Origin of the sequence: Paenibacillus sp. SYP-B3998, from assembly GCF_010820665.1 — a bacterium.
Classification (GTDB): domain Bacteria; phylum Bacillota; class Bacilli; order Paenibacillales; family NBRC-103111; genus Paenibacillus_E.
This window is the reverse complement of record NZ_JAAIKC010000002.1, coordinates 391,211-411,647: the sequence shown is the minus strand read 5'-3', so window position 1 is coordinate 411,647 and position 20,437 is coordinate 391,211. Positions and strand designations below refer to the sequence as shown.

General features: G+C 43.2%; 21 protein-coding genes. 16 read left to right on the top strand and 5 right to left on the bottom strand.

Annotated elements, in window-relative coordinates:
• Positions 1 to 288 precede the first annotated feature (288 nt).
• The gene (locus tag GK047_RS10025) at positions 289 to 657 is read left to right on the top strand and encodes a hypothetical protein (RefSeq protein WP_163945004.1); all 369 of its coding nucleotides are present in this window, start codon (positions 289 to 291) and stop codon (positions 655 to 657) included.
• Between the two features lie 30 nt (positions 658 to 687).
• A complete protein-coding gene (locus GK047_RS10020) occupies positions 688 to 951 on the top strand; it encodes a hypothetical protein (RefSeq protein ID WP_163943848.1) in 264 nt (87 codons plus the stop codon).
• 34 nt (positions 952 to 985) lie between these two features.
• Here GK047_RS10020 and GK047_RS10015 read toward each other — a convergent pair whose 3' ends face one another.
• Complete coding sequence (locus GK047_RS10015; RefSeq protein ID WP_163945001.1) at positions 986 to 1,195, bottom strand: helix-turn-helix transcriptional regulator; 210 nt, start codon at positions 1,193 to 1,195, stop codon at positions 986 to 988.
• 199 nt (positions 1,196 to 1,394) lie between these two features.
• Here GK047_RS10015 and GK047_RS10010 point away from each other — a divergent pair, with 199 nt between their 5' ends.
• The 11 genes from GK047_RS10010 (at position 1,395) to glpX (ending at position 11,618) form a co-directional block, all read left to right on the top strand.
• Positions 1,395 to 2,060 carry a Crp/Fnr family transcriptional regulator gene (locus tag GK047_RS10010; protein ID WP_163944998.1) on the top strand — a complete coding sequence of 222 codons (666 nt, stop codon included), beginning with the start codon at positions 1,395 to 1,397 and terminating at the stop codon, positions 2,058 to 2,060.
• A gap of 27 nt (positions 2,061 to 2,087) precedes the next feature.
• Positions 2,088 to 2,927, top strand: coding sequence for an ABC transporter ATP-binding protein (locus GK047_RS10005; protein ID WP_163944995.1), 840 nt, complete (start codon positions 2,088 to 2,090; stop codon positions 2,925 to 2,927).
• Positions 2,860 to 3,615: an ABC transporter permease gene (locus tag GK047_RS10000; RefSeq protein WP_240343869.1), complete on the top strand. Its 756-nt coding sequence runs from the start codon at positions 2,860 to 2,862 to the stop codon at positions 3,613 to 3,615. Before GK047_RS10005 ends, GK047_RS10000 begins: the two co-directional genes overlap by 68 nt.
• 43 nt (positions 3,616 to 3,658) lie before the next feature.
• Complete coding sequence (locus tag GK047_RS09995) at positions 3,659 to 4,684, top strand: ABC transporter substrate-binding protein (RefSeq protein WP_163944993.1); 1,026 nt, start codon at positions 3,659 to 3,661, stop codon at positions 4,682 to 4,684.
• A gap of 21 nt (positions 4,685 to 4,705) precedes the next feature.
• Positions 4,706 to 5,626, top strand: coding sequence for an MBL fold metallo-hydrolase (locus GK047_RS09990; RefSeq protein WP_163944978.1), 921 nt, complete (start codon positions 4,706 to 4,708; stop codon positions 5,624 to 5,626).
• 418 nt (positions 5,627 to 6,044) lie between these two features.
• Positions 6,045 to 6,683 carry a chromate transporter gene (locus GK047_RS09985; RefSeq protein WP_163944975.1) on the top strand — a complete coding sequence of 213 codons (639 nt, stop codon included), beginning with the start codon at positions 6,045 to 6,047 and terminating at the stop codon, positions 6,681 to 6,683.
• A 16-nt stretch (positions 6,684 to 6,699) separates the two neighbouring features.
• Positions 6,700 to 7,236, top strand: a complete 537-nt coding sequence (locus GK047_RS09980) for a chromate transporter (protein ID WP_163944973.1) — start codon at positions 6,700 to 6,702, stop codon at positions 7,234 to 7,236.
• Between the two features lie 228 nt (positions 7,237 to 7,464).
• Positions 7,465 to 9,033, top strand: coding sequence for a phosphoenolpyruvate carboxykinase (ATP) (gene pckA, locus GK047_RS09975; protein WP_240343868.1), 1,569 nt, complete (start codon positions 7,465 to 7,467; stop codon positions 9,031 to 9,033).
• Between the two features lie 121 nt (positions 9,034 to 9,154).
• On the top strand, positions 9,155 to 9,766 hold the full coding sequence (locus GK047_RS09970) for a helix-turn-helix transcriptional regulator (RefSeq protein ID WP_163944966.1): 612 nt from the start codon (positions 9,155 to 9,157) through the stop codon (positions 9,764 to 9,766).
• Between the two features lie 27 nt (positions 9,767 to 9,793).
• Entirely contained in the window at positions 9,794 to 10,582 is a 789-nt protein-coding gene (locus GK047_RS09965) for a pyruvate, water dikinase regulatory protein (protein ID WP_163945342.1), read from the top strand.
• 70 nt (positions 10,583 to 10,652) lie between these two features.
• A complete protein-coding gene (gene glpX, locus GK047_RS09960; RefSeq protein ID WP_163944964.1) occupies positions 10,653 to 11,618 on the top strand; it encodes a class II fructose-bisphosphatase in 966 nt (321 codons plus the stop codon).
• A 197-nt stretch (positions 11,619 to 11,815) separates the two neighbouring features.
• Here the strand turns inward: glpX and GK047_RS09955 are convergent, their stop codons facing one another.
• The 4 genes from GK047_RS09955 to GK047_RS09940 all read right to left on the bottom strand — a co-directional run bounded on the left by GK047_RS09955 (position 11,816) and on the right by GK047_RS09940 (position 14,688).
• Positions 11,816 to 12,457 carry a hypothetical protein gene (locus GK047_RS09955; RefSeq protein ID WP_163944961.1) on the bottom strand — a complete coding sequence of 214 codons (642 nt, stop codon included), beginning with the start codon at positions 12,455 to 12,457 and terminating at the stop codon, positions 11,816 to 11,818.
• A complete protein-coding gene (locus GK047_RS09950) occupies positions 12,441 to 12,935 on the bottom strand; it encodes an RNA polymerase sigma factor (protein ID WP_163944958.1) in 495 nt (164 codons plus the stop codon). The genes GK047_RS09955 and GK047_RS09950 overlap by 17 nt, the downstream gene beginning before the upstream one ends.
• Positions 12,936 to 13,468: 533 nt before the next feature.
• Positions 13,469 to 14,152, bottom strand: a complete 684-nt coding sequence (locus GK047_RS09945) for a hypothetical protein (protein WP_163944955.1) — start codon at positions 14,150 to 14,152, stop codon at positions 13,469 to 13,471.
• 26 nt (positions 14,153 to 14,178) lie between these two features.
• On the bottom strand, positions 14,179 to 14,688 hold the full coding sequence (locus GK047_RS09940) for a DUF7689 domain-containing protein (protein WP_481855974.1): 510 nt from the start codon (positions 14,686 to 14,688) through the stop codon (positions 14,179 to 14,181).
• Between the two features lie 895 nt (positions 14,689 to 15,583).
• On the opposite strand from GK047_RS09940, the gene GK047_RS30325 reads away from it, so the two are divergent.
• The 3 genes from GK047_RS30325 (at position 15,584) to GK047_RS09925 (ending at position 20,368) form a co-directional block, all read left to right on the top strand.
• Positions 15,584 to 16,618: a helix-turn-helix domain-containing protein gene (locus GK047_RS30325; protein ID WP_163944949.1), complete on the top strand. Its 1,035-nt coding sequence runs from the start codon at positions 15,584 to 15,586 to the stop codon at positions 16,616 to 16,618.
• Positions 16,619 to 16,829: 211 nt separating this feature from the next.
• The gene (locus tag GK047_RS09930) at positions 16,830 to 18,635 is read left to right on the top strand and encodes an ABC transporter ATP-binding protein (RefSeq protein WP_163944947.1); all 1,806 of its coding nucleotides are present in this window, start codon (positions 16,830 to 16,832) and stop codon (positions 18,633 to 18,635) included.
• On the top strand, positions 18,632 to 20,368 hold the full coding sequence (locus GK047_RS09925; RefSeq protein ID WP_163944944.1) for an ABC transporter ATP-binding protein: 1,737 nt from the start codon (positions 18,632 to 18,634) through the stop codon (positions 20,366 to 20,368). The genes GK047_RS09930 and GK047_RS09925 overlap by 4 nt, the downstream gene beginning before the upstream one ends.
• Positions 20,369 to 20,437: the final 69 nt, after the last annotated feature.

The window sequence follows — 20,437 nt, the reverse complement described above, 5'->3', positions numbered from 1 at the left end:
GTCGTTGGCTTTATTTAGTCAGGTCTATCTTTTTTCCTTCGAGATATTCCATCTTAACACTATCAATCACAGGACTTGCAGCTCGATAAATTCATACCGATTGAGTATGGTCTCGATCAAGCTCAAGATCTAGCGCAGACCTTAGCGCATGGAGCAGGTTGATCTCAAATTCTAATGTTCATGGTCACGTCTGTTGATTAACCAAAATAAGTTAGAAATATATTGAAAAGGCCGCTCTTTCTGTAAAATCGTTTGCACCACACAATACGATTTGAGAGAGGCGACCTCTTGAAAAAGTCTATCACGTTTACCAAGCTAGTTCAAACCTTATTGACAGAAGAAGATGTGAAACAAATTTTGCAAACATTGAATTACAAAGATACCGCTAGGAAGTTTACAGCCAGCCAACTACTATTATTTTTTATGCATGCTGCTCTGGGGGAATGGGATAGCTATCGATCGGGTGTCGGGAAAGCGATATTGAGCGGTCTGATTCCTGTTCGCTTCTCCTCTTTTTCTTCCAATGCGAGTGAGGTGCTTTATGAGCTCTTTAAGCAGTTGTTTCATAGGCTTCTATTCAAATGCAATCGTACAACCAAACGCCATCTAGGTATCTCTAAGAACCTTTTACTTATGATTCGACGACCATTACCGTAGGGAAAACACGGTTGCCTTGGGCTTTGTTTTATGGAGGACGCGCCAATTTGTCCACTTAAAGTGAATATACTTATAAAGCTTCAGGATAAACAATACAATAATTACACCACGATTCTATCCATCCTTCAATCCATATTAACGCCAGAAGAAGTTAATTCTATCGTTCAAGTTGCCGAATATGAAGACAAAGCACGGAAATTTACAATGTATCACTTACTTGAATACTGGTGTATGGCAGCAAAGTTAGGTTATCCATACAAATGCCTGATAAATCCGAAAAACTTTCCGTCATGAACTTGAATCGATTTAAACATCATCCAAATACATCTTAAGTCGGTTGTTCATTCTTCCTTCCACCTTCCTTAAATGAGGAGTTCCAATATTTTTTGGCATATTCCCAGTTGCTCCGATTGACTGTATAAGTTTGAGTTCCTTTGTCCGTGAGGTGATAGTATTTTCTTCGTCCGCCTTGCGTTTCATCGCCCCAATAGGAGGTAATGTTATCTTCCTGCTCTAAGCGTTTGAGACTGAAATACATAGTGAATAAAGCAAAGTTATATGCCTGTCAAAGTAATATTTCAGACATCTCTATTTGTTCTAATCTTCAACCGTATCAGCTTATATGTTCGTATTTTAAAAATAAAAATGTCGGATATCCGACATTATAAGCTTATTAATTGTGTTATATTTTTAATAACTCATCGGAATACTTGTATTTAAAAAGAGGTGAAAACATTATGGGTCTGAATAATGAGCTTATATACCATCAGGATAAAGATGATTCGAAAGAAGTGATCGTTGATGTCTTTCGAAGATACGGGGTGCCTCAAGTCTACAAGAAAAATGAGTTCGTCTTCCAAGAGAATGATAGCCCGAACGGAGCCCATTATGTGGAATCTGGGTTAATTAAAATTTCTCAATCCTCGGAGGAAGGGCAAGGGATCACCTTATTTCTTCGTTATGAAGGAGAGGTTTTTGGCAATGCGGAGCTTTTGACGAATGTCCAGCGCCAAAGGTATGCACGTTGTTTAAATGATAGTCAACTGATGACCTTGGACGCACGTAAATTTCTTGAATTAGCGAAAACAAATGCGGAGTTTGCTTATTCGCTAGCGGTAATCGGCGCGCGACGGCTGCTCCAGACGCAGAAAATGGTTGAGACTTTAATATGTCGACCTGTTGCTTGGAGACTTGCATGGTTTCTCATGCAATTAGGCAAGCCAGCTGACGAAAGGTTTGAGGTGCAGGTCCAGCTAAGTCATGAGGAAATGTCCTATGTGATTGGTTGTAGCCGACAAACGGTTACGGAAACATTGAATAAATGGCGGGATAAAGGACTTATCGATTACGCCAAAAAGAAAATTGTTATCTATGATCCTACCCAGTTCTTCTCTGGTATTTAGCATGAAATCCCTTGGGAGTGTGCATACATGATTACGATTAATAAGGTGAGCAAGGTCTTTCCACAGCGCAAGGGTGGGGTGTACACAGCGTTGGATCAAATCTCGCTAACCATTCAGCAAGGGGAGTTTGTTTCCATAGTCGGACCTTCAGGCTGCGGGAAATCGACGTTGCTGAATCTAATTGCGGGTTTCGAATCCTCCGATATCGGAAGCATTGAAGTGAATGGCGAGAAGGTAACAGCACCAGGCCCAGACCGCATCGTGGTTTTTCAAGAGCATGGGCTGTTTCCATGGCTGACTGTATTAGATAATGTAGCCTTTGGCTTAAAGCAGACAGGGTTATCGAAGAAAGAACGATATCTACTTGCGGAGGAGCAAATAAAAGCGGTCCATTTGCGCAAATTTATGGATCGTTATCCGCATGAGCTTTCAGGCGGCATGAAGCAGAGGGTTGCTATTGCCAGAGCGCTTGTGATGGACCCGGACATTTTATTGATGGACGAACCCTTTGCCGCATTAGACGAGCAAACCAGATTTATTTTGCTAAAGGATTTGGAAGAAATTTGGCTGAAAACACGTAAAACGATTCTGTTCATCACACACAACATTCGTGAAGCGGTTATGTTATCCGATCGCGTTATCGTAATGGCCACACAGCCAGGCAGAGTCAAAAAAGAATACATTGTTCAGGCGGCCAGGCCCCATGTAAGCTCTGACCCTCTCATTCATTTCCTGGAAAATAAAATTATGGACGCTCTCACCGATGAGCTTGAGAAAGTAGTCAGAGAGGAGCTCGGAAATGAGTACAGCATTAAGAAGAATGCTATTTCTAATTCTCCTGCTGATAGCGTGGGAGTTGGGATATAGGATATTTCAGTGGGGTTGGAAATTTCCGTCACCGCTGCAGACGTTTCAAGCTTTTTATGATGGCTTCACGCAGGGACATCTTCTCGGAGCAACGTTTGCAAGTCTTCAGCGATTGCTCCTTTCATTTATCATCTCTATAGGGCTTGGAACTATGCTCGGATTTCTGTTTGCTCGCTATCGCTATGTGGACGAGACATTAGGCTTCTTGGTGGTTGCGCTTCAGACGGTTCCAAGTATTGCTTGGCTGCCATTTGCAATCATTTGGTTTGGGCTCACCGACACCTCGGTTATTTTCATCACAACGATCGGAGCCACGTGGACGATGTCCATGGCTAGTCGCACAGGCATTCTGAACATATCGGCGATTCATTTAAGAGCCGCACGCATGTTAGGAACAGGGAATGGGTACCGCATGTTTTTTCAAGTTTTGCTGCCCGCAGCGTTTCCGCATTGGATCACAGGTATTCGTGTTGCATGGGCATTCGCCTGGCGAGCCCTAGTTGCTGGGGAACTGATTGCCAAAGGCATCGGATTAGGTCAAATGCTTCAGGATGGGCGTGGACTTGGGGATACCGCAACAATCCTATGTATTGTGATCATCATCGCGGTGATCGGTACAATTTCGGATCATTTTTGCTTCAAGCGGCTAGAGGATCGGATTGTGCTTCGTTTTCAGCTAAAGAATTAATGCTAGTAGTTGGAGGTACATGCAAAGATAAGGGGGATTTTTCATGAAAAAATTAGCTTGGCTGATGAGTTTGGTAGTTATACTGCCCCTGATATTAGCTGCGTGCAGTAAGGAAGCAGCAGCCCCGGCAGTGAGTACGACTGTCAAAATAGGCATTTTGAAAAATGTGACACATGCCCCTGGGTTTATAGCGCTGCATAACAACTATTTTCAACAGGGTTTTGGCAAACAGGTGAAAATTGAAGTGACGGCATTTGATAATGGAGCAGACTTCGCAACAGCGATTGCCACCAACCAGATTGATCTGGGGTACGTGGGCCCGGGTCCAGTTATTAATCAGTATCTGAAAAGTAAAAACATCAGAGTCATTTCTGGCGCTAATCATGGTGGAGCCGTGTTAGTGACACGTAAAGACGCAGGTATTCATGAAGTGAAGGATTTAGTGGGCAAAACGGTAGCAGTACCAGCCAAAGGCGGCACGCCTGATCTTTCTCTGCGCCTGCTTCTCAAGCAAGAAGGATTGAAAATTACTAACGATGCTACTGGCGTGCAAATTGTTACGAGAGCGCCTGCTGACACCTTAGTCGCCATGCGCCAAAAAGAAGTGGACGCAACCTTAACACCGGAGCCTTGGGGCACTCAAATGATTCAAGAAGGAACAGCAGAGATTTTGGTAGACTGGAATAAGATTCCTCCCAAGAACGGGAACTACCCCCTGACTATTCTAGTTGCAAGCGATAAGTTTATTAGTGAACACCGCGATCTGGTCAAAAAAGCCATTAAGGCTAACAAGCAAGGCATTGATTTTATTGGGCAAAATCCTACGAAAGCCTATGAATTGATTAGCGATGAGCTCAAACAGCTAACTGGAAAAGGCATGGAACCTGCGCTTATCAAAGCCGCTATCGATCATTTGAAATTAACCGAAGATATTGCGCTCGAGGATATAAATGAACAGGCCAAAGCATCCTTCGACGCGGGGTACATAAAAGGGGTTAAAGCGGAAGAATTGGACTTCAGCAAATTTCTTGACTTGTCTCTTCTGAATGAGGTCAACAAAGAAAAGTAATCGTCTTGGGAGGTCAATCACTTGCAAATACAGCGACAAGAGAATGTATTGCCAGATATTCATGAGTATTTAAAAATAGTCATTCTAGGGACAGGTACGCCTCGCGCCTTTTATGGAAGAGCCAAGGCAGGCGTTGCCGTTCTTGCGGGAGATAAAACTTTTCTGGTCGATTGCGGGGGGGCGACAGTGGATCAATTGATCAAAGCAGGCATTATGCCCCAACGTATATCTGACGTTTTGTTTACGCATCATCATAGTGATCATAACTCTGGATTTTTTGATGTGTTCATAACGAGCTGGCGTACACATGTAACTGCCGAGCGTGTATTTGAGGGGCGAAAAGGCCCGATGAACGTGTATGGACCAACGACGACGAAGGCGATTATTGGTAAAATGAGAGAGTCTTTCGATTTCGATGCGAATCTAAGGGTTCATTATAACTTCTCGACAGGAGAAGGGGCGGATATTCATTATTTCGAGAACAATGAAGGCGTCGTTTATGAACAAGATGGACTTAAAATTACCGCTTTTGAAGTCGATCATCGACCCGTATATCCAGCTATTGCCTATAAGTTTGAATATAAGGGGAAGTCTGTTGTTATCTCTGGCGATACGATTCCTGTCGAGAACATGGTTTCACACAGCAGGGGCATTGATTTACTTATTCATGAATCATATAACAAAATCTGGCTGGACGCACTTATAGCCAAATTCCCCGAGCAGACTATCGGCTTATCGAATCCAGCCAAATACCATTCAACAACATGGGAGGTTGCTGAGATCGCCCGTGAAGCGGGAGTCGCTCATCTCGTTCTCACCCACCATATTCCTGCTCCAGCTGCTAACACGGAAGCAGAGGCTGACTATATGGAAGGGATGCAGAACATTTACTCGGGACGAATTACGATGGCAAGAGATTTAATGACCTTTGAGCTCAAATAAATAAATGTCTAAAAAGAATCCGCAAGCAGATATTGCGGGTTCTTTTTTTCGTCTCTCGTCTCTTTTTCGTCTCTGTGTGCGCTAATAGAAGGAAGAGGAGCATCTCGCTCTCATCCCTGAGCCTCTGTGTCTTTATGTGTGTTCTGTGTTGGTTTTTGTTTATTGCTTGCTAAGCGACTGGTTCTCTGAGTAAAGGGGATAGTGTCCATATTCGCGAGAAAAAGCACATGATAACATCACAAGCCGAACTTGTAACCAAAATGATCTAAACTGATAGAACTCATCGGGATTCTAGGTATTGAACTGGTCATTCAACCTCGGATATAAGGAGAAATTTATGAAATAATTAATTTTATTGATTGGACATTTTCGTTTCTTTAGTTCAAAATAAAATTAAGTGCAGAGGAGGTCAACCATCATGCAAATTACAAATCTTAAAAAACTCTGTGATATTTTCTGGGTGTTTCTACGAATTAGTCCTGTCACGTTCGGCGGCGGCTACGCCATGATTCCCGCAATCGAAAGAGAAGTTGTCGAGAAAAAAGATTGGATGAACGATGAAGAGATGTCGGAGCTGCTTTCCATAGCTGGGGCGGCACCGGGCGGGATTGGCGTGAATGCATCGGCGTTAGTCGGTTATCACATAGCTGGAATAGTAGGAGCGATTGTAGCCGTCATCGGCATAACGCTTCCAACCTTCCTTATCGTACTCATGTTAAGCGTACTCTATTCATTCGTAGAGCATTATCCGAAAATGCAAGCTACTTTGGAGGGCATTCACGCCGCCATCGTCGGACTTATTATCGCGGCAGGCTACAAAATGGCGAAGTCTTCAATTACAGACAAAATGACATTGATCGCCGCGATTGGTACCGTCATTGTTTTATTGTTTGTACCTATACACCCGATTTTGGTTATTATTATGGGGTTATTCCTCGGTTTGATTGTGGTATATCTGAAGGATAGATGGGGGATGAGAAGTCCGCTCCATAAGGAAAAGGCAAAGACAGCAATTTCCTATAAATACGCCGATTATTTTATTGCGGATGGTATCTAAGGAAGGAGCTGCTGCTATGCTTTGGAGTTTGTTTATTACATTTTTAAAAATTGGATTTATTTCGTTTGGCGGGGGATACGCCATGATTCCCGTCATACAGCATGAAGTAGAGCGGCATCAATGGCTCCAGCCTGAAGCGTTTAACCACGCTGTTACTTTAGCAGGTACAGGTCCAGGCCCGATAGCAACGAATTGCGCGACATTAATTGGTTTTGGGATCGCAGGAGTACCAGGCGCAATCGCGGCTACTCTCGGCATGGTTGTACCTTCACTTATTCTTATTATTATCCTTGCGGCATTTTTGTATAAATGGCACAACAATAAGTGGTTTAAATCGTCGTTCTATGGCCTTCGTCCTGTTGTAACTGGTTTTATTGTTTTCGCGGCCATTCGCTTTGGATGGTCTGTGGGGGATAAACCTCTCATTTCGTGGCATCAAGCAGGGATGCTGGCGATCACGATCGGTGTCGTTGTGGGGATTGTAAAGTACAAGCTGCATCCTTTCGTTGTCATTGCTTTAGCAGGTATGATGGGCATCGTATTTTTTAATTGATGGAAAGGCACGAATAATTCAACAAAACCCCCTTGAACTGCAAGGGGGTTTTCATTTGATTAAAGAGAAATTAAATGTGTCATAATCTTCACAATAAGGGTGATAAATAATTATTTATGTGCTATAAACAATTTTTTTGTTGATTTATTCGTTGTATAATATACAATATATAATAAATAGTACACACTATATGACTAACATAAAATGATCGATGAGAGGAATGGGAGCATGAGCATGAAGTTAGAGGTTGAGCAAACAAGAGGTAGTGCTGTTCATTACAATTTGTCGGTTGCCCAGTTAATGAGCATGAGCATTCAGCGTAAGGAAGGAACATTAGCCTCCTCTGGCGCGCTTCAGGTGAACACAGGAAAATATACGGGACGTTCTCCTAAAGACAAATTCATTGTTCGTGAATCTTCTGTCATCGATGATATTGATTGGGGTCAGGTTAACCAACCGATCTCTGAGCAGCAGTTTGAGCGCTTGTATGAGAAAGCTCAAAGCTATATGAAGCAAAAAGAACTGTTTGTCTTTGACGGTTTTGCTGGAGCCGATCCCGCATATCGATTACCAATTCGGGTTGTCAATGAGTATGCTTGGCACAATTTGTTTGCCCATCAGCTTTTTGTTCGTCCTACCAATGAGGAGCTGCTGGCGCATAAAGCGGAGTTTACAGTTATCGCCCTGCCAGGTTTAAAAGCAGATCCCACTGTAGACGGCACGAAATCCGAAACATTTATCTGTCTCTCTTTTGAGAAAAAAATTGTGCTTATTGGCGGTACGGAATATGCTGGGGAAATGAAGAAATCTATTTTTAGCGTACTAAATTTTATTTTACCAGGAAAAGGTGTACTTCCGATGCATTGTTCGGCTAACGTTGGCGAAGATGGAGATGTAGCGCTATTCTTCGGTCTCTCTGGTACTGGGAAAACAACGTTGTCTGCCGATCCGAACCGTCGCCTTATTGGGGATGACGAGCACGGCTGGTCCGACAACGGCGTGTTCAATTTCGAGGGAGGCTGCTATGCAAAATGTGCAGGGCTCTCTGAAGAGAAAGAGCCTCAGATCTGGGAGGCCATCCGATTTGGTTCAGTCTTGGAGAATGTCGTACTGGATCCTACGAATGGCGTCGCGGATTACGGGAATACGCAATTAACTGAAAATACGCGCGCCGCTTACCCTGTTGAGTATATCGAAGGAGCGATGATTCCAGGCGTGTCCGGACATCCGAATGTCATTATGTTTTTGACCGCGGATGCATCAGGTGTTCTGCCGCCAATCTCCAAGCTGACAAAAGAGCAAGCGATGTATCATTTCTTGTCTGGCTATACGTCCAAGCTAGCAGGTACAGAGCGAGGGGTCACTGAACCAGAGGCAACGTTCTCGACTTGCTTTGGGTCGCCTTTCTTACCGCTTCGACCGACCGTTTATGCTGAGATGCTGGGTAAGAAAATAGACGAGCATCAAGTAAATGTTTATTTAATTAATACAGGATGGTTTGGTGGTTCTTACGGGGTTGGAGAGCGTATGCGGTTATCTTATACCAGAGCAATGGTTACCGCTGCACTTAATGGAAGTATCGAGGAAGCGACGTTCTCAGCAATTCCATTCTTCGGTTTGCTTTGTCCGGATCATGTGCCTGGGGTACCTAGCGAGCTCCTGGTCCCAAGAAATACTTGGCAGGATAAAGAGCTCTATGATAAGAAAGCGAGCGATTTAGCGCAGCGTTTTGTGAACAACTTCAAAAAATTTAGTCATGTCGATGCAAGTATTGTGGCTGCAGGTCCGCAAGTTTAAATTGACTTGTTGATCAGCTACAATAGAGTATGCTCCCTATATAATTTTTCTTGCAAAAATGTAAAGGGATGATATGAATTTGTTCAGGGAGGGAAACATCATCGAGCTTACATCCCGCCAGATGGAAATTATAGATCTCGTAAAAAAACATGCGCCGATTACCGGCGAACGCATAGCAGAATTACTCGGCATTAGCCGCCCGACCATTCGTTCCGACCTCGCGGTGCTGGTCATGCTTCGATATATGGATGCTAAACCAAAGGTCGGTTATTTCCTGGGCACTGCTGTGCTGCAGGAACAATCGCCATTTACAAGCGTTGAAGCGATGAAGGTAAAAGATGTGATGGGCATTCCAGTTGTCCTTCGGGAAACCGTCACTGTGAGTGATGCAGTTGTCACCCTTTTTCTTGAAAATGTAGGAACTCTGATGATTGTCAATTCAACGGGCAGCCTGGTTGGCATCGTTTCTCGTAAAGATTTACTCAAAGTAACACTTGGTAACGCGGCTGCGAATTCAATGCCGATTTCACTTGTAATGACTCGGCATCCAAATATTGTCACCGCGTATCCAGAGGATAGCGTGCTCGAGGCCGCTCGCAAAATGATTTTCCATCAAGTCGACAGTCTTCCAGTTATGAAGTCTTTGGAGGGACCGGATCACAATGAAGTGGTCGGCAGAATTACGAAAACGACGATGACCAAACTGCTGCTAGACGTAGCGATGGGGAACTAATCAGGAGGAGTTCGAGTGGGAGAGACTATGCATACGATTTTCGTTGTTTCGGATTCCGTAGGGGAAACGGCGAATACGGTTGTACAGGCAACGATACGCCAATTTAACGCAAGTACGGTTCAAGTAAAGCGGTTCGGATCGATCCGTACCGAGGATGAAATCCGCACGTTGATGGAGGAAGCATCGCGTGTTAATGGCTTTGTTGCCTACACACTTGTTTTACCGGAGCTTAGAGAAATGATGCGGCAAGAAGCCGTACGACTTGGCGTCAACGCGATCGACATTATGGGGCCTATGATGCAAGCATTCATTGATACATTCAAGGATTCACCGAAGCGCAAAGCAGGTCTTTTGTATCAAATGGATGAACAATATTTCGAGCGTGTAGAAGCGGTTGAATTTACAGTTAACAGCGATGATGGTAAGGATCCTGCCGCGATGAGGCAAGCGCATATTGTTTTGCTCGGGGTTTCCCGAACGTCGAAGACGCCATTAAGCATCTATTTGGCGCATAAAGGGTACAAAGTGGCGAATTATCCATTAGTTCCTGAGGTAAAGCCGCCTTCAGTGCTCTATGAATTAGATCCGAAGAAAATTATGGGGCTGACGATGAGCGCGGAACAATTGGTGAGAATTCGCAGCGAAAGGTTGAAGGCGGTTGGACTGCCCTTCGGTGCGAAATACGCGACGCTGGAGCGAGTAGAGGAAGAAATCGAATTTGCCCTAGCGTTGTATCGGGAGCTTGGATGTACGGTCTTAGATGTAAGTGAGAAAGCGATTGAAGAGACGGCTGGTATGATACTGGCCAACCAGTAAGCAGTGACGATGGATTCAAAAGCGTTGACCGAAGTGTCAACACTTCTAAATAGAAAGGGTGAATGGATGTATGGACATGGATTTGTCTCTGGACATTGTAAGAGTTACCGAATCTGCCGCATTGGCATCCGCCCGTTGGACGGGCAAAGGGAACAAACATTGTGCGGATGAAGCCGCAACTTCAGCCATGCGTTCCATTTTTAGCTCTATTCCCTTCCAAGGTACGGTTGTCATTGGCGAAGGCGAGATGGATGAAGCGCCGATGCTTTATATTGGAGAGCGAGTCGGGAATGGATTCGGTCCTGAATATGATGTAGCCGTTGATCCTTTAGAAGGCACTGATATTGTAGCTAGTGGGAGAAACAACGCGCTTTCCGTTGTAGCCATTGCTGAAAAAGGGAAGCTCCTCCATGCTCCTGATATGTACATGGAGAAGCTGGCTGTGGGTCCACGTTTAGCTGGCAAGTTGAGCTTGGATGACCCGTTAGAGAGTACGATTGCGAAGGCGGCTGCGCTTCTTCAAAAGGATATTACTGAATTAACGATTTCCATCTTAGATCGTAAAAGACACGCGGACAAAATTCTTTTATTACGCGGATTAGGCGTCAAAATTCATTTATTGAGTGATGGAGATGTTGCTGGGGCAATGGCAACCGCATTTCCTGATACGGGAATCGATCTGCACGTTGGCTCTGGAGGAGCTCCAGAGGGCGTGCTGGCAGCTGCTGCGCTGCGCTGTATGGGCGGTGAGATTCAAGGCAGGCTGCTGCCTGAGAACGAGCAAGAGCATCAACGCTGTATGGATATGGGGATTGCTGATCCATCAAAGGTACTTCTCATGCAGGATTTGATCGGCGATTCAGATATTTATTTCGCTGCAACGGGCGTAACGTCTGGTGATTTCTTGAGTGGTGTTAAGTTTATGTACAGCAACCGTGCAGAAACACATTCTGTGGTGATGCGCGCAAAGACGCAAACGGTTCGCTTCATTCATTGTGTACATCAGCTGCATGATTACCAACTTGGGAGTGCGTAAAAATTCGTCGGAGAAGGCCGAATAGGAAGCTGGAAATCAGCTTCCTATTCGGTTTTTTGTTATTTGAATTTTTGGCAAAATGTTGTTATGAATTCGATCCCTCTAAAGCAAATCTTTTTCGCTTTATTTTGTAAAAGATTTTGATCGGGTGAACCAAGGTGATCCAACTGCACCTCACAATTCACTTGTTTTATTCCTCATTTATAGGTTAACTTACCTTTATACATGATGTGATCTTCCGTTTTTATCTCGATCAAACTGCTGCCGAGTTTGTTCTTATCTTTATAAGCGGTTATCTCAAGAATAGCCTTTTCTGCACGATCACCTTCAACCAAAGGAGTCCAATAGATCGTTGTGCCTGACTTAACGTTTGCTTCCTTCCCCATCGGTAACACTTTATTAACCGGAGGATTCCATAACAACAGCATTCCCTCTGAGGTTCTCAAACTAATATTGTCTGCATCCTTACAAGCAATTGTTAAAGGAAAACCCGGCATACTACTCATAATCAATGAGTATTGACCAAGTGGGAAGTCTACATCGGGGCTTACTGCTACAGAAGTACCGTCTGCCGCATAAGCAGTAACTACCAACCCTTTATATAAATTGGGTAGACCACTACTATCTTGAGCACCATTGTAAATTAGCGGAATTCCAATGGCAATGATGAAAATAATCACGCTAGTAACAATAAATATCGTAACCTTACTGCGAGGATTATGGGCAACTGTTAGAGAACCATCGGCTCTCGATATGACTTGGCTAATAATCGTTTTTTTAAGCTCTTCGTCCGCCTTTACTCCATTCATCTCATTCACATACTTAGTTCTGATCGTCATCGTCCGATCCTCCCAGCATCTTTTCTTTCAGTAATTCCTTTGCTCGCTTCAACTGTGTCCGAATCGTGCTCTCTTTGATGTTCAAAATCTCGGAAATCTCAGTTGTTTTGTAGCCTTCATAATAATATAAATGAATGACCATTCTATATTTCCGGGGGAGTGTAACTACAAATGACACGACATCAATACTTTCAGTATGATTGTTAGGCAGATACTCAATAGAAGAGAACCATTTCTTCCACGGACTTCTAATAATGTCTTTGCACGTATTTATTGTGACTCGAATGATCCAAGCCTTCTCATGCTCTCCATCGTTAAAGTGGCGTTGGTGTTTGAATAGCTTGATAAAAACATCCTGACACGCATCCTGCGCATCCGCTTGGTTTCCAAGGTAGGTAAATGCCAAGCGCAGGACCATGTCGGCGTACTTGTTTACTAAGATTACTAAATTATCATTCTTAATTTTATCGATACCCATCCATTTATACCCTCCTTCCACTCATAACACGTTGATAAATAGTAAAATGTTTCATCGAACTAAAATAATTATTCGTGCGATATAACCCAATTGAATATTGGAGATTAGTAGCTCGCCCTTTGTTTTGATTGCCGTACAAACCACTTACCGTATGTATAAAGGTATGTAGGCCAGAACGACCTCCACTTGGCATACGAAGAAAGCGTCGTATCCTTGACGCTTCCAAAGAAATTAATTTACTGGTAAAGAAAGGACATATCGGCGATTATTTTGGAGAAGTGATAACAAAAACCTTCAAGTAAACAGCCCCCTTTTACCAAATTCCAACTTTTTTATGATTTTCGGGTTACTTTCGCATTCTCATGGATGATCGATCATCATGCTAAGTAATTGTAATGGGGATCTCTGTCTTCTAAAGGTAACCTGAACAATGGAGTATTTTTCAGAGAAGAAAACATACTTGGATATTGCAAAAAGAAAAAAACCTATACCACAGTTCTAACTAGTGGTTAAGGTTTTCAACCTGTAAAAATTTATTTTTGATCCAAAACATGCTGCCTCAATTTGTTGAAAGAAGATTTGTTTTTCGTAATCCATTCTTTCTTATCAGCAATATTCTCGGTAGCTAAGACTTTAGAATCTTTAGTCAATTCAGTAATTGCCGGGAATAATTCCTCATGACCAGCTTCAACTTTATCTCCTATAAAAGGAAGAGCTGGTGTACCAAGATCAACAAGTTCTTTTATCTTTTTATCCGCATTTAAGTTGGTATCAGATACTATTGCATCAACAGATGTAGGGATTGATTTTAAATGCTTCTTCCATTTGTCATCGAATTCCTTTGCCGATGCCCAAAGACTAGATTTTTTTTTCTTAAGGTCTACTTTAGCAATGTCTTCAATTGCAATTGCCATAATATATTCAAGTAACCCATTATTTTGGCTTTCGGATAATTTTTTTTGCAGGTAAGGAATTGCGTCATTTCCTAAACCGACTATCTTATTAAAATCAGTACTTCCTTTGATGTAATCATATGGATTTGAACTAGTGGCAAGTTCCGTTTTTAAAGATAATTCCTTATTAATTTTTTCAACAATTGCCGAGAAGTTGGAATCAATCTCATTTTCAATAGAGGCCTTTACATTTTGATTTATGAGCAATGTGATAATAAAACTAAATACAAACAGCGAGAGAAACACTTTTGTCATTGTTTTCATATTTATTTCTTCCTCCTTATATTTTATTATTTAGCGTATTTTCTTTGAGCTTCGCCATAAAACGTACCAGTCAAGTAGGTGCCATTCGAAGAAGAGGAACTATAAGGATTCCATCCCAAATGCTGCAAAAGTTCTAGAGTTCCCCATTTTGCATTGACATAGTTAGCATCTGCTACCTTAGCAAAATGTCCAATTGATGATGAAGTCAGACCATAAGAAATAATCTTAGTACCCGTTTGGTTACTACTAAAAGCAACACTAGTAAAACCAGAATAACCTAAATACGTATCAACTTGTGTAGAATTTGGATTTGCCGACCCCCATGGCCAATCCCAAAGACTAGTATCACCCTTTGCATAGGCCAAACAATTGTAAGTGGTGCTAGCATCAGCTAGCCATGCATAGTTTCCTCCAGTCTGCAATCTGCTACTCAAAAAGGCACCATTCGTTGTAATACCTGCAAGAGCTGCAGAAGATCCTGCTACAACTGCGGTGATTGCAATAACTGAAGTAATCAGTTTTCTTTTAGTTTTCATCAACAAATTAAACAACCTCCATCTTATTTGGAATATAAAACTATCAACTATCAAAATCGAATTCCTGCGTAAGGTTACTACCAATTATCTTTTTTCATATGGAGAAGACGTATTCTACCAATTTGAACTTGCAGCTGATGCAGTGTTAGCCAGTAGTGCACAGCTAATATTTACTGAGAGCGTAAAGTTTTTTTCATTAATCACTACCTTTCCTTATTTTTTTCTTATTTTCTAATCTATTAAATATCGCTGAACAATTACTATATTATTATTTTATCCATAATTTGTATCTAGTTCAATAGTTACTTTTTATTGTAAATTATTAACTTAACTCCAAAATCAAGTATCTATTGCACTTAACTAAAGTAAATAATTGAAAATTTCAATTCTTAATAATTAAGTTTTTAGTAAACTAAAGGAATATTTGGGAAAATTGTCGATAATGGATAATTTTAGTCGAACATATTTTGAGGTAGGAAGTTGTCTATGAATATAGTATATTCCTAATTCAAAGTGAGATGGTGCAAAGATGTATACACCGATACCAATTAAGCGAAGCAGCAGGTATGGAAATAATTATTGGGTTTCTTTCAGCAGCAAAATGAATGAAGTAGAAGGCAGCTCAAAATAGAACAAAAAAGGGGATGGGTATTGGGGGAGAAGCGATAGCCGCCGCCTTTAAAGTCGTGTTCATACCACCTTGTAAATTCAAGGAACACGACTTTAACAGCGGTTGGAACCGCACATCCAATCTCCTCGCTTTGCATAAACGTATGGGTTTAGACAAGGACGCCGTTAGGCATTTTTCTTATGTTCAGATTAATTATCTTACTTCGATCGTTGAAAATCATTCTCATTTAGAATATGCTAAAGAAGACAGATTCTGACGAAGGTGGTGAATACATCGAAAACGAATGAGGTTTCCGTGTTGGAGGAATTCGATAGTCAATACTTGTTGTATATGGATATTCTGAAGGGCTCTGGGAGCATTAGCACAGATGAGGATCGCATACTTATTCCAGAATCGATTGGCCATGGAGCTATTAGCCGAACGAAGCTGCGGCCTGGTATGGAGATCATTATAGCGGATTGCAGGATGCATGAAACACAAACTTTTCGATTTCGATCCGATCTGCCAATTGTTGAGCTCAGCTTCTGGCTTCAAGGCGTCAGTGAAATTGAAATGTCCGGAAAAAATATTCAGATTCCGAATGACCATTGTCAGTTGTCTTTTATCCGGCATATGGAAGCAGAAATGCATTATGAAGCTAATATGCCTATGTTGGCCTGTGAACTTCGGATGACGGAATCCGTATTTCGTGAACTAACTGAATCGTTCAGCGGAGAGAGGCCGTTCGATTTGTCTTATATTTTAGGCTCAGAGTCGTTTCGAATATTTCAACAGGCCATTCAACCGACTGAATTGCAAATTGTTCGTCAACTACTGAATTGTTCGTACACGCCTTCCTTACGAAGGCTATATATGGAGGGAAAAGCGCTCGAACTGCTGGCAACTTATTTGCAGCTCAATTTGTTCGACTCGCAAAGCTCAACTTCGCGAACGGGTAAAGGATTACGCCGAACCGATTTGGACAAAATTCGTGAAGCAGCGGTGATTCTTACCAAACAGATGGAACAGCCGCCCTCTTTGCTGGAATTATCTAAAATAGTCGGTATTAGCGACTTTAAGCTGAAAGCTGGTTTTAGAGAGCTGTATGAAACGACTGTATTTGGCTACTTGCGGGATAAGAGGCTAGCGTTTGCCAAATCTCTTCTTGAGCGAGAAAAAATCACTGTTTATGAAGCGGCAATTACCGTTGGGTATTCGAATCCAGGCCACTTTGCCGCTGTTTTTCGAGAGAAATATGGCTTTAATCCAGGGGAGTGGCAAAAATTAAGTGGTTTCGAACAATCACCAAGGGTAGAATGAACCCAACTAGATGGTAAAAATAAATGCACATCCTTAATTTTCGAGGGTGTGCATTTTTATTTTTAACTAGGAGTTACAGTTTGCGTTATTCACCCATAATCGCCCGAATTTAACCGTAGAATGGCGGACAGTCACAGATAGGAATGATAACCTTTCTCATATAGCACATGTATAAACAATAATCGCGTAATAGGGAAAAGGAGACGTTCGAATGTCAAAGAAGAAAAAAATAGCTAGATTGCTGGAATTAGCGGATGAGAAGCGCGGACTGCTTATTATTGCTGCTGTACTTTCGTCCTTAAGCGCTATTTGTTTGTTGGTTCCTTATGTGTCCGTCTATTTTATATTGAAAGAACTGTTGGAGCATGCGGCTAACCCGACCATGGCGGATGGAGGGAAGATGATTCGTTGGGGTGTTACTGCGTTAGTTGGCCTGCTCAGCAGCCTCCTCTTTATGTATGCTGGAGGGTTAAGCTCGCATATGGCTGCTTTTCGCATATTATATGGTTTGCGCGTTCGTCTTTCGGCTCATATCGGGCGGCTGCCGTTAGGGTGGTTGAATGGGACTTCAACCGGCACGGTCAAAAAAACGCTGGAGCAGAACGTAGAGAAAGTGGAAACGTTTGTCGCCCATCAATTGCCTGATTTGATTCATGTGATCGTAACGACTGTGCTGATGATTGCAGTTATGTTTTACTTGAATATTTGGTTGGCGCTTGCTTGTTTGATTCCCATATTCATTGGTATTACGGTTCAATTTTCGTTAATGATGGGGAAAGAATCACAGAAAAACGTTAAACTCTACTATGATTATTTGGAGCGAATGAGCGGTTCGGCGGTTCAGTATGTTCGTGGGATGCCAGCCATTAAAGTATTTGGTCAAACCGTGCATTCCTTTCGTAAGTTTTATGCAGATATGAGCGGTTATCGGGATTACTGCACGTCTTACACGGATCACTTTCAGCATGGATTTCTCATATTTAAAGTATTGATTGGATCATTTGCTGCGTTCATTCTTCCCGTTGGGGTGTTTTTACTTAGTCGTGATCCTGGAAATGTGGCCTTTGCCTCGGTACTGTTGTTTTTCCTTATTATGGCTCCCGGTATTTCGAGTCCTATGTTCAAATTGCTGTATATTTCTTCGAGTCTTCGCGATATTAACGAGGGGGTTGAGCGGATCGATCGGATTTTTGCCGAACAGCCTGTTCCTGAACCGATAAATCCACGGATTCCAACTACCTATGACGTGCAGTTCGATGACGTCACATTTTCTTATGGTTCAGATGAAATATCGACACGAAGCGATGCGCTCACGGGTATTTCATTTACTGCGAAGCAAGGTAAAGTGACTGCGCTGGTTGGACCCTCAGGCTCTGGTAAATCGACAGTGGCCAATCTGGTGCCAAGGTTTTGGGATGTGAACCAAGGAAGCATACGCATCGGCAATCTCGATATTCGTGAAATGAAAACGAGCGATCTGATGGATACTGTTTCATTCGTGTTCCAGGAGACATTCCTGTTCTTTGATACGCTGTATAACAATATCGCAGTAGGTCGTCCGTCAGCTACCGCGGAAGAAGTGTATGCTGCTGCGAGAGCTGCTCAATGCCACACGTTTATTTCCAAGCTCCCACAGGGCTATGATACATTGATCGGCGGTGGAGGCGTGTATTTGTCTGGCGGCGAGGAACAGCGCGTTGCTGTGGCCAGAGCGATTTTGAAGAACGCGCCGATACTGGTGTTGGATGAGGCGACCGCTTTTGCAGATCCTGAGAACGAATATGAAATGCAGCTTGCGCTCAAAGGTTTGATGAAAGGGAAAACAGTCATTGTCATCGCACATCGTCTCTCTTCTATTCGCGATGCTGACCAGATTCTTGTCATGAATCACGGTCAATTGGCAGAGGTAGGCAAACATGATGCCTTGGTTGCCGAGGGTGGATTATACGCCAGAATGTGGCATGCATACTCAGATGCTGGTCAGTGGCAGATTGGAAAAGGAGGTGTTATCGCTTGAGTATTCTAAGTAATATCACAGCGGGTAATCCAAGCAAGCTGGTAAAGCCTGTTCTATATACCACACTTTCGAATCTAGTAGCCATTCTGCCTTTTGCGCTGCTAGTTGAAAGTGCGAGATTGATATTCGATCCTTTTGTTCATCCAGGTACAACCCTTGACCTCATGCGTTTATGGTGGGTATGCGCAGCTATGGCTGGGGCTTTAATCCTGTTGTATTTGGTGGAAATTCCTGCATACCGTTCCCAGTTCAGAGGTGCTTATTCCACTGCAGCCGAAGGACGTGCCAATTTGGCAGAACATCTGAGAAAGCTGTCTCTGGGCTATCTGAATAAGCGTGATCCCGGCGATCTCGCTAACATGATGATGGGAGATTTCACAATGGTGGAGCATGGGATTTCTCATCTCGTGCCTCAAATGATTGGTGCATTCGTCATGCCAATCCTTGCGTTCGCAGGACTTTCTTTTCTGGACTGGCACATGGCGCTGGCGATGTTTGCCGCGTTCCCGATTGCGATTACACTCGTGCTTGTCACTTCGGGCATTCAGCGTAAGCTGGGCGCGCAGCACATGCGTGCCAAGATGGATGCCGCTAACCGATTGCAAGAATATTTGAATGGTATTCGTGTTATTAAGGCTTACAACTTAACCGGTGAACGATTCGTCCGGTTAGAACAGTCATTCAAGGAATTGATGAAACGAAGCATTCGAATCGAGGGTCTGCTCGGTCCGATCGTGTTGAGTGCAGTGGCCTGCATCCGAGCAGGTCTAACTTTCATGGTCATCGTCGGGGTAAACTTGCTTCTAGGTGGGAGTTTGGATATCCTCACACTCGTTGCTTTTCTACTCATTGGCACGCGCATTTTCGATCCGTTATCAACCGCTCTTGTCAATTATGCGGAGTTCCGTTATCACGAGCAGGCTGGCGAGCGTATTGTTCAGCTGTTGAAAGAACCTGTGATGTCAGGAGACAGGAAGCCGTCTACCCTACATGATGTGGAATTCAAGCAGGTTACATTTGGCTATAATGAGCAGACGATTCTTAAAAATGTAAGTTTACAGATAGTTTCGGGTTCGTTCACTGCTTTGGTGGGTCCGTCGGGCAGCGGTAAAAGTACGATTCTACGCTTAATTGCTCGTTTCTATGATCCAGCCGAAGGTAGTGTATTATTTGGCGGGCAAAATATTCGCGATACCGATCCAGAGGCGCTGCTAGCGAAAGTGTCAATGGTGTTTCAAGACGTGTATTTGTTCCAGGATACAATCGGTAATAACATTCGCTTCGGCAAGAATGGAGCGACGCAGACCGAGATTGAAGAGGTAGCCCGGCGGGCCTGCTGCCATGATTTCATCATGAGATTACCCTTAGGCTATGACACAATGGTGGGTGAAGGCGGAAGTACGCTGTCTGGAGGAGAGAAACAACGCATTTCGATTGCGCGTGCGATGCTGAAAGATGCTCCTATCGTCCTGTTGGATGAAGCAACGGCTTCCCTAGATCCTGAGAATGAAGTGGAGATTCAGCGTGCGATTGATGAACTTGTCCAAGGCAGAACGGTAATTGTGATTGCCCATCGTCTGAAAACAGTAAGAAACGCCGATCATATCGTCGTTTTGGACAATGGGAAAATTGTGGAGCAGGGCAAGCATGACGATCTACTGGCGCTTGATGGCTTATATGCGCGCATGTGGCTATTACAACGAGAGGCTAGTGGATGGCAGTTATCATCCTGAGCATTGATGCAGTGAGTAAAGGCATAGTTTCTGCTGCAATTGCGGCAAAGACTGTGCCTTTGATTTTTT